At 48.4% G+C, this 13,043-nt stretch carries 12 protein-coding genes and 1 pseudogene; 3 read left to right on the top strand and 10 right to left on the bottom strand.

Features of this window, described 5'->3' with window-relative positions; translation table 11 throughout:
* Positions 1 to 495 precede the first annotated feature (495 nt).
* The 7 genes and pseudogenes from G006_RS29415 to G006_RS0107270 form a co-directional block, all read right to left on the bottom strand.
* The gene (locus G006_RS29415; protein WP_327036672.1) at positions 496 to 981 is read right to left on the bottom strand and encodes an IS5 family transposase; all 486 of its coding nucleotides are present in this window, start codon (positions 979 to 981) and stop codon (positions 496 to 498) included.
* A gap of 26 nt (positions 982 to 1,007) precedes the next feature.
* Positions 1,008 to 1,262 (bottom strand): annotated as a pseudogene (locus G006_RS29410) (transposase); the annotation flags it as partial.
* A 767-nt stretch (positions 1,263 to 2,029) separates the two neighbouring features.
* Positions 2,030 to 2,458, bottom strand: a complete 429-nt coding sequence (locus tag G006_RS0107295) for a hypothetical protein (RefSeq protein WP_020482525.1) — start codon at positions 2,456 to 2,458, stop codon at positions 2,030 to 2,032.
* Positions 2,459 to 2,474: 16 nt separating this feature from the next.
* Positions 2,475 to 2,885: a helix-turn-helix domain-containing protein gene (locus G006_RS25140; RefSeq protein WP_020482524.1), complete on the bottom strand. Its 411-nt coding sequence runs from the start codon at positions 2,883 to 2,885 to the stop codon at positions 2,475 to 2,477.
* Entirely contained in the window at positions 2,885 to 3,301 is a 417-nt protein-coding gene (locus tag G006_RS25135; protein WP_020482523.1) for a type II toxin-antitoxin system RelE/ParE family toxin, read from the bottom strand. Before G006_RS25135 ends, G006_RS25140 begins: the two co-directional genes overlap by 1 nt.
* Positions 3,302 to 3,634: 333 nt before the next feature.
* Positions 3,635 to 4,642 (bottom strand): CFI-box-CTERM domain-containing protein, encoded by a 1,008-nt coding sequence (locus tag G006_RS26975; RefSeq protein ID WP_020482521.1) that lies wholly within the window; start codon positions 4,640 to 4,642, stop codon positions 3,635 to 3,637.
* Positions 4,643 to 5,315: 673 nt separating this feature from the next.
* The gene (locus G006_RS0107270; RefSeq protein ID WP_020482520.1) at positions 5,316 to 5,558 is read right to left on the bottom strand and encodes a hypothetical protein; all 243 of its coding nucleotides are present in this window, start codon (positions 5,556 to 5,558) and stop codon (positions 5,316 to 5,318) included.
* An 867-nt stretch (positions 5,559 to 6,425) separates the two neighbouring features.
* Here G006_RS0107270 and G006_RS0107260 point away from each other — a divergent pair.
* Both G006_RS0107260 and G006_RS0107255 read left to right on the top strand, forming a co-directional pair.
* Positions 6,426 to 7,877 carry an alkaline phosphatase PhoX gene (locus G006_RS0107260; RefSeq protein WP_020482518.1) on the top strand — a complete coding sequence of 484 codons (1,452 nt, stop codon included), beginning with the start codon at positions 6,426 to 6,428 and terminating at the stop codon, positions 7,875 to 7,877.
* A gap of 131 nt (positions 7,878 to 8,008) precedes the next feature.
* A complete protein-coding gene (locus G006_RS0107255) occupies positions 8,009 to 8,758 on the top strand; it encodes a PEP-CTERM sorting domain-containing protein (protein WP_020482517.1) in 750 nt (249 codons plus the stop codon).
* Positions 8,759 to 9,077: 319 nt separating this feature from the next.
* Here the strand turns inward: G006_RS0107255 and purM are convergent, their stop codons facing one another.
* Positions 9,078 to 10,121 (bottom strand): phosphoribosylformylglycinamidine cyclo-ligase, encoded by a 1,044-nt coding sequence (gene purM / locus G006_RS0107250; RefSeq protein ID WP_020482516.1) that lies wholly within the window; start codon positions 10,119 to 10,121, stop codon positions 9,078 to 9,080.
* Between the two features lie 96 nt (positions 10,122 to 10,217).
* Here purM and G006_RS0107245 point away from each other — a divergent pair, with 96 nt between their 5' ends.
* A complete protein-coding gene (locus G006_RS0107245; protein WP_152428820.1) occupies positions 10,218 to 11,033 on the top strand; it encodes a DUF2066 domain-containing protein in 816 nt (271 codons plus the stop codon).
* Here the strand turns inward: G006_RS0107245 and G006_RS26605 are convergent.
* Together G006_RS26605 and G006_RS0107235 are read right to left on the bottom strand one after the other, a co-directional pair.
* The gene (locus G006_RS26605) at positions 11,005 to 11,514 is read right to left on the bottom strand and encodes a hypothetical protein (RefSeq protein WP_051067672.1); all 510 of its coding nucleotides are present in this window, start codon (positions 11,512 to 11,514) and stop codon (positions 11,005 to 11,007) included. The genes G006_RS0107245 and G006_RS26605 overlap by 29 nt on opposite strands.
* A 19-nt stretch (positions 11,515 to 11,533) precedes the next feature.
* Positions 11,534 to 12,901 (bottom strand): hypothetical protein, encoded by a 1,368-nt coding sequence (locus tag G006_RS0107235; protein ID WP_020482514.1) that lies wholly within the window; start codon positions 12,899 to 12,901, stop codon positions 11,534 to 11,536.
* Positions 12,902 to 13,043 lie beyond the last annotated feature (142 nt).

The following is a 13,043-nucleotide window of genomic DNA, read 5'->3' as shown; positions in this document are numbered from 1 at the left end:
CTTGCGTTAGGTTGGCGAGCTTAGCGCGCAGCCGGCCCGTTCTCCCAAATGATCAGGCCGGCATCTTGTCAGCTCATGAAAATTGCAAGGACGCATAGACCGGCAAGCCCTATACGGTGGGCTTTGCCGGTTTTTTATGTAAGTCAAACCGCCGATTTGGCGGATTGGTGTGATTTGCTGAATAGGCCTAGATTCAATCTAGGGTTATTTCAATCGATACCGCGTTTTTCTGCGACATTCCTTAAGCTCTTGTTTTGCCCAAATAACCGGAATGCCAGTTATTGCGTTCTGAGAAGGGGTACGAATATTGTTCGTACCCTTTTCATCGTCATCTAGCCGGCACACTGCTTTATGTGTTTCTGGAAGCGCCAAAGCCTCGCAAATGTCTGACGCCACAAACCAAGTATCTCAATTTTCATCGGTAATGACGCGAATCGACCTGCCTTCAAATTGGAATGGTCCGCACAGTGCTCGCCCCGTTCCTAGATAGTGTCGTCATAAGATAGCCACCCAAAGAGCGATACAGCGGATTTGTACGGCGGCCAAGAATGATGCTGTGTTTTTAGCGTAGCGGGTAGCGATGCCTCGCCAGCGTTTAAGGTGTAAGAAAGCGTTTTCCACCAAGTGCCGAAGTCTGTAAAGCTCCCGGTCGTATTCGCGAAGTTGTTTGCGATTTCGACGCGGCGGTATCACAACCGCCATATTGCCCGCTTCGGCTTGGGCGACGATAGCATCGCTGTCGTAACCTTTGTCCGCCAACAGATGCTGAGCATCCAGGCCATCGATCAAGGTTGGAGCCTGTGAACAATCCGCAGTGGTACCTGCTGTAACAAGTATTCTGACCGGCATACCATGCGCATCCACGGCCAGATGTATCTTACTATTGAGCCCCCTTTTGTGACCCCCATGTCTTGGTTGCCGCCTTTTGCCCCCGCGGCATGCGGGTGAACCTTGATGTGACTGGCATCGATCATCAGCCATTCATAATCGGGTTCAGTCACCAATTGTTCCAGCAGCGATTCCCAAATGCCTTTATCTCGCCAGCGGCAAAATCGGCGATGAGTGTTCTTCCAATCGCCATAGTCGGGCGGCAAGTCGCGCCACGGCGCACCGGTGCGCAAAATCCAGAAAACGGCATTGATAAACAAGCGGTTATCACGGGCTTTACCGCCCCAGGCACCTTCGCGCCCAGGCAAGCGGGGTTCCAATATTTGCCAGACTCGATCCGATATATCGTGTCGGCGATATGCTGGTTCCACCATCTTTTTCCTTCAAAATTATTGAGATAGAGCAATTATCTCATGATTTTGTGACGACACTATCTAGTGTATTGAAAATAAAGGTAACGCAATTTTGCATTACTGAACCAGGGGGCTGCGTACTATGCAGAGCCTTGGAGTCGGCAATACCAAGCCTAAATCCGATGAACGCAAATTTGCTGGCATCTACATGATGTCGGCAATACCGACGTCACTTGAAATCAGGGCAATAGCCGTCTGCTGGACTCACTAATGTTTAGGGAGTTATATTTCAATAACTTGTATCGCTTGCGACATTAATATAGGAACCGTTAAATTGTACGACTCCTATCAAGGCCTGATTTGAAATCAGGGCAATAACCGGAATTCCGGTTATCTAGCGATAACTACTCAAGCCCAGTAAATTGGGGAACGAGCGGTGTCGATGAGCTTGCAAATCGGAACTCCTGGTTCCGATTTGGCCGGTGATGAGGAACGAAACCTCACCCAACAACTGCTACCGCTTTTGTTCCTTGGCCTTAGCCAACTGCGCCAGGAAGTAGGTATCGTAATTCCAGCCTGGTCGAGGCGGCGGCGGTGTGCGTGGCTTTGGTGCGAGCATTAAAAGTGGCTCCGGCAAAAAATCAAAGTGTAGCCCAAAGTCGCGGAGGTAAATCTGTGATGTTCCGGGTTATTTGAAGCCAACCAAGCACTTAAATCCGCTCGAAATCTGTTGGGTGACACGCATAAAAAACCCGCCGAAGCGGGTTTGTGTTCGAAGTTTTTAAGATTTAGAGTGCAGGAGGCGCAATGGTTATTCTTAGTTTTGGTCCTTCCAGGGTTTCGGCTTCAGTTTTCATGGTGACGACAAGGTATTTACAGCCTTCGGGTATTTCTGCCGGGGCAATAGTCAGGCCAAACATTAAAAATAACGACTTTGCATCCTCGGTTGCTTCAATTGTCGCGATCATTTCTTCCGGATTATCCAAAACCATTTGTGTTAGCAGCGTACCGTCATCACGGGTTACCTGTACTTCAACTTTTTTAAAAGGATTATCAATAGGGGTAGATGCCCAAATGTAGCAGCATAATTTCGGGAAAATAAACGGAGTAAATGGTATGGTGACACCGCCCAAATAAGACCCCATAAAAGAGGGTTTATTACCCACTTCTAATCGAATATCGTCGCACCATAGTGAGTGCAAATAGCGGTTGCTCATGATCGTTCTCGCGTCATTAACATGCAGCAGCTGTCACAGTGCTGGGTATTGAAGAGATACCTGACGGTTGATTTTGGGGGTGTCCTGCCTTGCCATTATAAATTTGCGGCTGCCTGCTTGCTTTGGCAGTTAGTTGTAGCTGACTGGCTGCGGGATGTTGCGGGATAATGAAAATTTGTAGATTTCCATCAACTGAGCGAGCCAGTTTAGTCATGGTTTCGATAGTAAAGTTGGCATCCGCTTTAAAAACCTTGTTGATATAAGCGGGGCTGGTATTCAATTTTTTAGCTAGCTCAACTTGTGTCATACCACTACGCGCAAACATTTTGTTAAACGCAACGGAAAAATCGAGTTTTGCCTTTTCAAACCAAAATGCATCGGTTTGTTTGGCATCCGCCAGTAATTGTTTGAAAGACTTAATCGCCATCAGTTTTCCTCCGATTCTTCTACCAGTCTTATAGATCCCTGATCGTGGGCTGTCTGGTATTGTTTTTTATGTCGAATTGCCTTGGTCTTTTCTTTATCAGGTGTTTTCTGTGATTTCTTGATAAAGCCATGTGAAGCAATTATCAAGACATCGCCATTACCTTTAAAAAATAGCAACCTTAAGTCGCCTTTTATCAATTCAAATATTTTTTCGTTATTGTCCACCATATGCCAAAGCTGGCTAGATAGACCGTCCAGTCCTTCTTTGGCAATACGATCGATTAGCGTAAATAAGCCAGTCGCGCTGGCGTTGTATTTTGCCGAAAGTTCGTTGAAAAATGCTTCCAAATCGCACGAGTCCCCGTTCATAACGGCTGCAATTTTATAGCGCGCGCTGTGGATCACCTTCAGTTTCATATATTAACTTATAAGTTAATTTTAGCAATGTGAAAAAGTCGATTCTGCGTAACTAGATGCGCAAATTCATATAATTATTAGCTTTGCGATGCGCTATTTGTCCTGCATTGGCACAATCACAATGCCTTCATAGTCAAAAAACGCATTGTTTACCCCGTCAATGATGCAGGCATCCACCAGGATAAAGCCCATAAACATTTAATTAGGCTGAAATGTTGGTTCGGCTGAGCCGGAGCCAATCTGCTGGGGGTTTTCGCAGGTAGCGACGAGCGGATTGCCATCGCGGTGCACGTTGTTAACCGCGCCCTGCGGCCTGATCTTGTGTATTCAGCCTCATGTGGACAAAAAACCTATCGGCAGAGTGAAGCCGTTATGGGTTGCTCGCGCAAGGTCATCACCGAATGCCAGCGTCGCATCCATCCAGTCAGGGCATTCACTCATGTCCAGATATCGAGTTAAGTCTGAAACGAGCGTTCTGTAGATGCAATGCGCTTCGTCATTTTTCCCAGCCTGAATGAGTTGAACAGCAGGAACCAAATAGTTCCTGTAAATTACCGAGTAGACCTGTTCGCAATTCGCAAGACTTTCTAGCCGTCTGACGATTGTGGGGGCTTGCTGGTAGTACGCTTCTATGTCGCGTTTTCCTTCGTCAGTCAAGATAAGGACATTGTCACGATACTTTCGAAGTGTCTCAAGTACATCACAATTGTCAGGTAAACCCAAGTACTGACAACACGCCGAGGATATGTAGCAGCATCCCCGTTGCCCCCTAGGATGGGCGACACTAACCGATCCGTTGTTGCGTGGCGCAACGGCCCATTGTGGGGCGTTGACTATATTGCCCCCCAGCGCGCCCCAGTGTCCGCCAAAATCAACGGCAAACGCATTGTGAGAACCACCCGGGGCTGGGCCATTCATCATGTTAACTTGGGCTGGTAGGGTGTTGAATAATTGACAGTTAGGGGCATCTGTGGCTAATGCCGTCCAATTGTAATTTTGACCTTGTTCGTTTCCTTGGGATATCACAAGGACCCACTGGAAATTCCCCCCCGGTTGTGGCAATTGCCTTTCGAGATGTGTGAGAAATTCATTAAGGCGATCGAGGCCAAGCCCACCAGAGGAATGGAACATCGCGAGAAAATCGACTTGCGCGTTATTGGCTTGCCCTCCAAATACCGCTACGCCGTAACAGCCGGACATCCCCCAGGTAGTGAGCCCTTTGGGCGCCTGAATGCCTCGTTGCGCGATTGCCGTATTGTTAACTGAGTAAACAAAGCTGTACACTGCAATTTCATACTGTCCCGCTGAGTCTAAAACAGATTGTGCATTATCGACTTGCATAACTCCTCCTCGGTGGTTTGAGTCCATTTGGAGTTTAAGGTGAGTTTCGATCCTAAAACCATCGTATATCTTCTTGATTTCTGTGTTTTTAGGTCATCAGCTTAGATTATTTGCGCGCCTTCTTCTTATCGGGGCCTTAGGCTAGGTAGTGCAACGCGGAACCCAGCAAACGCTTTGAAATAACCGAGATTTTTTTCGCATTAAAATCTTATTCGAACGACAAAATTTATAACCTTCGAATTTGGGTTTCATTATCATTCAACCCAGCCTACTTTTACAATCCTGACAGATTGCATGGTTGATCACAAGGGATCGACGCCACCAGCCAGCCACAAAAAAAGCCGATAACCCAAGATAGCGCTATCGGCCATTAAGTGTGTAGCAATTGCTCTTTGCCTGACGAACCAAGTCTAGGAGTAGATAGAAAACAGCCAGGAAGTTATGCGCGGAAATAAAACGCTGGTCACAAAAAAGCCGGGGGTTTCCCGGCTGCTGGTCTAGTGGATTGTTTGATCTGATGGGGCGGTATCAAGGAATGTCCGTGCGTTGTAGCAGTAGAGGACCGCTGCGACATGTAACAATATGTCACTGTAACGATCCGAGCTTTCTTTAGTATCGAACTCGAAAACTATAGTATCGCCATCGAATCTGATACCTTCTAGTCCTATTGTTTTTAAATAAAAGTCAACGACATCCAGCGCGAATCGGTCAAGGTTGTATGATTGCCCTCGATCCGCGCCGACCCCAAACTCTCCAGCATGTGGAAAATCGTTTTCAATTGAAAAAACACCTGCGGCGGCGTGGTGCCGCCCAATTGCAAACGCCGCAAATATTCTAGCTCGGTCAACACATCCACCAGCGGCGAATCGAAAGCCGGATTGAGCAAGGTTAAATCATGATGATTAAATGCAGGCATGGTGGCAATTATCTGTAACAGGCTGTTTTGCTATCTTTAATAGCATGCCGTAATAGTAGTCAAATCAAGTAATTGTTTATAGTGGCTCAAAAAATTATCTGTAATCGCTAGCAAGCTTATCTGGTAAAGCGGCTATTAGGAAGTCGAATTTCCTGGCTGCTAAGCTTCAATTCAGGAGTGTCAGTCGAACCACTTTTCTAATTCAGCAAAGCGAGCATCCATCCGTTTAAGCATCAAGACAGAATCTCGCCAGGCGTCGTTAGCGTAATTGAGCTGTTTGCTCAGTAAACGGTGATAGGTGCGCCAGTGCATAGCCGCTCAATTTCGACTCTGGCGCCAATCGAAGCAACTTTTTCGCCGTCGCGCAACCATTGCCAGTTGATCAAATTACCAGGGCGCAACAAGCCATCACGTTGCCAGCGCCTGACATCGATATGGCGATAATCTTCTGTGACTTCACGCCAAGTTTTCGACCGCTACCGTATTACTGTAAAGCTCAAGAATCAGTACTGGTTTTGTTACGCCAAACTTTTGGTAGAGACAGGACTGCAAATATCCGCTATCGAGCGTCTTGTTGCCTAATTGCCATGCTGAGTCCCTGATGTGCATGGCTTTTGTCGACAGGTATCGTTGGGGATTGGATATTTGCTAGGTTGAAGGCAGGGGGCTGCAAGTGAGAGTAGATAAGTTGATTTTAGTCGCGGCAAGCTGGGTTCTAGAGGCGTATTACATGTCACGAAAACTTAACAGAACTGCAACTTTAATTTCTTGAGCGCTGGTTAACATTCTTTCTGCAAATTCTGTGAGGCAGATTTTTGCGGAAGACCAAAAACAATTAACCGACTTTGCTTTAGGAATGTTTATTTTATGAAAGCTTTTAAATTAACTCTGATCGCAGCGGCAGTAGCCTCTGTTGTTTCGCCTTTGACCGCTCAAGCGGCAGACACTTGGTTTGATAATTTTACTCCGCTGACAAGCTCGGCTGGTCCGACCGCTAACGAAGCAACCCCAATTACTTTGTCAAACCCAGGTTTTACTCAAGTCACCATCGCTGATCGTGCCACGCAAAACACCTTGGTACCTGGCTCAAATTCAGGCAACTGGGACATGATCACTGCTAACGAAACCGGCGCTAACGCGGGTCGTTATTTGTTCATGCCGTTTGAAACTGGCACCGGTGGCGTACAACGTATCGATTTGCAAGACAGCAACTACAATACTCGCACTACTACTATCGTTGCACCAGGTACTCAAGGCTTTGTATCAGGTGATGCGTCACGCTGGACACCTTGGGGTAGTTATTTAACTGCCGAAGAATCTTGGGGCGCAAACAGCAGCAAAGGTCGTTTGTTCGAAGTGACCAACGCTACGACTGCAACAGCCAATGGCGGTAACTTCATTCAACGCACTGTTGTTCCGCACGTTTCTCACGAAGGTCTGGCTTTCGACAGCAACAACAGCATGTATTTTATCGATGAGTTGAACGGCGGTTCGATTTTCAAATATGTGTCAGCAAATCCATTAGCCACAACCGGTGACGACTTTTTCGCCGCAGGTCAAACTTTCGCCATGAAAGTGGGCGCTGGTAGCCAGTTCGAAGGTAACAACGGTCCAGCTATTACTGGTGGTTTTACTTGGGAAGCTATCACAAACGCTAGCGGTGGCGCGTTAACTGGTGTTTCTGTTCTGGCTAAAGACGGAAATATCGATGGCCGCGCTTCAGCTACAGCAGTGAGTGCTACCGGCTACAACCGTCCGGAAGATTTGGAAGTTCAAAATTTGGGCGGCAATCAGTTGATTTATTTTGCTACTACAGATTCTGACACCAACGCCAATACTACAGATGGCCGTAGCCGCATTTATAACTTCAACGTAGCTACAAACACCGTTAGCCTGTTTGCCGATTCCAACACCATTGATTTGGCAACCGGTTTGGCGGTGGGTGGCGGCTTGAGAAATGCCGATAACTTGGCAATCGATGCCGAAGGCAATATGTACATCATCGAAGACCGCGATGGTGCTATCGACGACGATATTTGGTTTGCCAAAGACATCAATAAAGACGGTGATTTGTTGGACGCAGGCGAAGGTCTGGCTCGTTGGGCTTCTAACGGCACTGTAGGTTCCGAGTTCACCGGCTTGTACTTCGATAAATTCAACGCAAACGTTGCTTACGTCAACATCCAGCATCCTAACAGTGGCGTTGACCGTACCATGATGATCACTGCTACTCCAGCCGCTGTGCCAGTCCCAGGCGCGGTTTGGTTGTTCGGTTCAGCATTGGCTGGCTTCGTTGGCCTGCGCCGCCGCAAAGCTTAATTGCTTAGGGAGGCAGGAACGCCTCCAATTTTAATGAGGGCTCGGCATTTGCCGGGCCTTTTTTGTATTTCTGAATGACTAGTCGACTTGCCTTTGTTAGGCAAGCGAGCACTCAAAAACTGGAGAATCTCATGTTACGCAAAATTTTATCTGCGGCAGTGCTGATGGCGGCTGGCGTTAATGCCCATGCTGCTTTATCAACTGGCGACATCGCATTTACTTCCTTTAACGCTGATGAAGATGGTTTTTCATTCGTGACTTTCGTTGATCTTGGTGCCAACACCGTGATTCACTTCAACGACAATGAGTGGAACGGCAGCGCGATTGGTGCGGGCGGTGCTTTCAATACCGGCGAAGGTATTATGTCCTGGAACAGTGGCGCTTCGACTATTGCTGCCGGAACTGTCGTGCGTTTCAGCAAATATGATCAACTATCGCGCTCAGTATCGGCGGGTTCTTTGTTCGGTGCGTCCGGCGACAATGGTATGAACGCCACTAACGAAACGATTTATGCCCTATTAGGCTCAACTGCGAATGCACCAACGACATTCTTGGCTGCAGTTTCTAATGGAGGGTTTGGCAGTAACGGTACTTTGACAAATACTGGTTTGGCGGTAGGTACTAGCGCAGTCCAATTGAACAGCAGCACCGACTATGCCGAGTATAGCGGGGTACGTAGTGGAAAAACCACTTTCGCAGAATACAAGACTTTGGTGAACACTAACGCGAATTGGACTAACCTGGGCGATGGCACTTTCGCCGCGCAAGTTCCAAATACCACTAACTTCACTGTCACCGCTGCTCCTGTGCCAGTCCCAGGCGCAGTCTGGTTGTTCGGTTCCGCATTGTTAGGTTTTTTGGGCGTTCGTCGTAAAGCTTAAGTTATCAGCGGATTCAAGCAAGCTTTGAACCGGTTGATTCCGATTGAGGTTAGGCAAACTTACCAAGAACGGAATCAACAACATGCCCTTCGTTTTATGCCCTTGTGGGTATTGAGTCTGTCACAGAACTAAATCACCGTAGTTCAAGATCTTGGCAATTTCTTTGGAAATGGCAATTTGAGGTGGCTTGCTTCAAATCAGTTGGCAACTGACTGATCAGGAAATGACTTTATTGGTGTTGAATTGATCGCAGGTGAAACTGAAGACTTTTTAACGCCGTGCCTGTGAATTCACAGGCACGGCGGAGATAGTCTGAGAGTCAGGAGTAGATTACGTGAGGTTTACCGTCACCAGCGACGATTTCGCCGATGCTGAATGCGGTTTCGCCTTGTTGTTGCAATATTTCCAGCGTGGCGGCTTCATCTTCTGCCGCGACGCAGACAATCATGCCGATGCCGCAGTTGAAAGTAACGAGCATGTCGGCCAATTCGACATTGCCTTGCTCTTGCAGCCAGACGAAAATCTCCGGCAATTGCCAGGCCGATAGTTGCACACTTGCGTTCAGACCGTTGGGTAACACGCGCGGCAGGTTTTCGGTAATGCCGCCGCCGGTGATGTGGGCCATTGCATGCACCGGCACGGTTTTTAACAGTTCCAACAGTGGTTTGACGTAGATGCGAGTCGGAGTTAGCAGGGTCTCGCCGAGTGGTTTGCCGTTGACGCTATCGGTCCAGGCCAGACCGCTACGAGCGACGATTTTGCGAATCAAGGAATAGCCGTTGGAATGCGGGCCGGATGAAGCGAGGGCGATGAGTTTGTCGCCCGCCTGTACTTTGCTGCCGTCGATGATGCGGTCTTTTTCGACGATGCCGACGCAAAAGCCAGCCAAGTCGTAATCGCCATCCGCGTACATGCCGGGCATTTCCGCAGTTTCACCACCAACTAATGCCGCGCCGGACTGTTCGCAGCCTTTGCCTATACCTTCGATGACGCTGGCGGCGGTATCGACTTCCAACTTGCCGGTGGCGAAATAATCCAGAAAAAACAACGGTTCCGCGCCCTGGACGATAATGTCGTTAACGCACATGGCTACTAGGTCGATACCGACGCTGTTGTGGATGTTTAAATCCAGAGCCAGTTTTAATTTGGTGCCGACGCCATCGGTGCCGGATACGAGTACTGGGTGTTTGTAACGGTCCAGCGGTAATTCGAACAGCGAACCGAAGCCGCCTAAACCGGCCATGACGCCCGCATTACGGGTTTTGGCCGCGATGGGTTTGATGCGTTCGACTAAAGCGTTGCCGGCTTCAATATCGACGCCCGCGCTTTTATAATTCAGGCGGTCTTGTTGTTGTTCGCTCAATGTCAGTCTCTCGTTAAAGTTAAGGTTGAAACGGGCGATATTGTACTATAGTTCCCATTAATGCACTGTCAGGGTAGGCTTGTGGTCAAGGTTTTTATGAAGGGTAAATCCGGGTTTTTAAAGCTGTGTTTGTGGGGATTGTTGTGCAATTGCCCATTAGCAGAGGCTGTCGAAGTAAAGGGCTTGTATGAGATTGAGCTGATAGCCAATAGTCAGTCCGCCGAGGATAGAACGCAAGCGATCAAGCAGGCCATGTATGCCGTTCTAAGTCGGGTCTTGGTGTCAGAGGATATTTCCAAAATTCCGGTGGTGCAGCAAGCTTTATCCAGTGCGCAAAACTACGTCAAGCAATCGCAATTTTCCTTGATTTCCGCCGACGAACTGCCCGACACCGACGCGCGTTTGCTGAGAGTGCAGTTTGATGAAGACCAATTGATGGAAGTCATGCGCAAAAGCCAAGTAGGCATTTGGAGCGAGATCAGGCCGGAAACCCTGGTGTGGCTGGTCGTCGATGACGAAGAGGGGCGGCGGTTTTACAACGCTGACAGCATGCCGGAATTGGAAAGCGCATTGGCGTTTGCCTCGAAAATTAAAGGCGTGCCGATGATATTTCCGATGCTGGATTTGGAAGAACAGCAAAAAATCTCGCTGAGCGAAGTGCTAAGCGCTGATTCACGCAATTTACTAGCGGTATCTGCCCGCTACGAAGTCACCTCCGTGATGGCCGGTCGTATCGCCAAGAAAGGCGATTGCTGGCAGGGGGAATGGGCGTTTTATTTCGATGGCAAGATCAAGCAATGGAGCGGGGCTTGTTTACCTTTAAAAGCGGCAGCTGTCGCCGGTGTGCAAGGTGCGTACGATGTGCTGTCCAATTATTACGGGGTTAAACCGGAAGCCTCAGCCGCCCACTAAGCTGTAGATGCCGTAAGCGCCGCCGTAAGTGGTTAGAAAATAAAGACACCACCAGGCTGGCTGGTGTATTCACTTGCAATACGTCCTTAAAGATCCGCGCGACGATTGCCATGTCCCATAGGAAAAACAAAGCCAAGGTTGCATAGCTGGGCGTATCTTCCGCCACGGTTACCCAAAACACGATAGGGATCAGAAAGATCGCGACGACATTTTCACAAAACAAAATGGCCGACGCGACTTGTATGAAGGTATAAAAGGTTTTATTCAGTACTAACACCAGCGCGATAAAGCCCAGGGTTAGCAATACTTCCAAGGCTACCTCGAAGATTGCGTCGATGTCGTCCGACATGTTGAATTGAATAAAAAACACGGCGATAAAATAAAAAATCGCATTGTTTTTAAAAAAGCGCGTCGATCTGGGCAGGTCCAAGACCGAGACATTGAACCAGCACAGCGGGAAATAATGTCTGAAGATTTCCATAACGATGCACGCTAATTAATCAGTTTTCCTCAGAGTCGGCATAAGGATACGCGTCGTATTGGCTGCGATATTCCGGTTGCTGACTATGACTGAACTGGTCGTTCAGAGCTTGCACCAAATCTTTGCTTTGCTCGATAAGACCGTTTAGCTTTTTACGGTTTTTCTTGGTTTTACCGACCGGGTCGGTGATCGGCATCAAAATTCGCCAGAAGCTCAGGCTTTTTTCAAACAACCCCGCCAAATCTTCGCTGAGATTTAACTGTTTTTGCCGCTTGTGCAATTGCTTGATCAGGAATTTGGCATGCACCCGGCTGACGACTATATGTAGCGGCGTCAACACGCCGATCAACACCGCGAGAATGGCGGGGCCTATCAGCGGATCGATCAGTAATTCGAGAATGCCCACGGCGATTTCTGCAAATAACATCAACATCACCACAAAACCCAGCACGATTAAGGTGGAGGCGTTGCATCTATCCTTCCAGGTGGTCAAGGCTTCTTCCACTTCCGGGAAAATGGTGTCGTCGATTGCGCGGATGCTGTTTTCTAGTGTGCCGAGTATGCGGTATGAGCGATCATTATTAATGTTGTTGAAGCGCTGGTCGAACAGCGAGGTATCGCCGGATTGCGATAACACAATGAATTGGCCGGTGTGGATGCCCAGTTCGGCCAAGCGGCGTTGCCAGGACGCGGCGATTTCCTGGCTTTTCAACGCATCGATAGTGATTTCGGAATGATCGATGACGAATATAAATTTGTTGGCATCCTGGTGGGCAACGATCTCTGCCAGGGTGTCCTTGATCAAATCGGCGTCGGCTTCGAATAAGTCGTTAAATACCAGTACCAGATCGGAGATGCCTATCACGTATTTCCGCAGTAGGCCGGACACCGGATTTTCCGCCGCCGGATTTAATACCGGAGTGTCGATCAACAGCTTATTTTTCAATTTGCCGCTATTGACGGTGACCAGTTCCAGGTAACCGTTAAGTTTGCTGCCTTCGCCGTTGGCGGCCAAATCGATTTGACGGCTGATTTGATAAAACGGCAAGCGGTGGTCGGCGTCCAATGCGGTACCGGGCAGTGTAGCGGTATTGGCTTGCGGTGTATATTGCAGTACGGTGAATTTATGGCGGGCGGTGTGCAGTTGTACGCCCAGGTAGCGATTGACAAAGTCTGATTTGGCTGGCGAATAACCGCCCAGGGTGCTGACAATTGGCCACCAACTGGTTTTGCGCGCGGTGGTCTCGTCGTTATCGATCAAACCCAGTTCAAACTCGATTTCATCGAGATCCTGAAATATCTTGGCGGTTTTTTGTAAAACCGGGTCGTTCGCCGCGAACTGTCTTTCAAGATTGGTCAGGTGTTTACTTACCGTTTTATCCGCCATTAGATATAAACCTTCTCTGCTTGTTATTGAGGTTAATCAGACGGCGGGAGTATACACCGATGGCATTTAAACGGATAAAAAAACCTGCCGGTTTTTGCCTGCCAAGATGCCTCAGCAAACGGCTATCCGCGACGCCCCGTGA

Source organism: Methylomonas sp. MK1 (genome assembly GCF_000365425.1).
Classification (GTDB): Bacteria; Pseudomonadota; Gammaproteobacteria; order Methylococcales; family Methylomonadaceae; genus Methylomonas.
The sequence above is the reverse complement of the archived record's forward strand: the minus strand, read 5'-3'. Positions and strand labels throughout refer to the sequence as shown.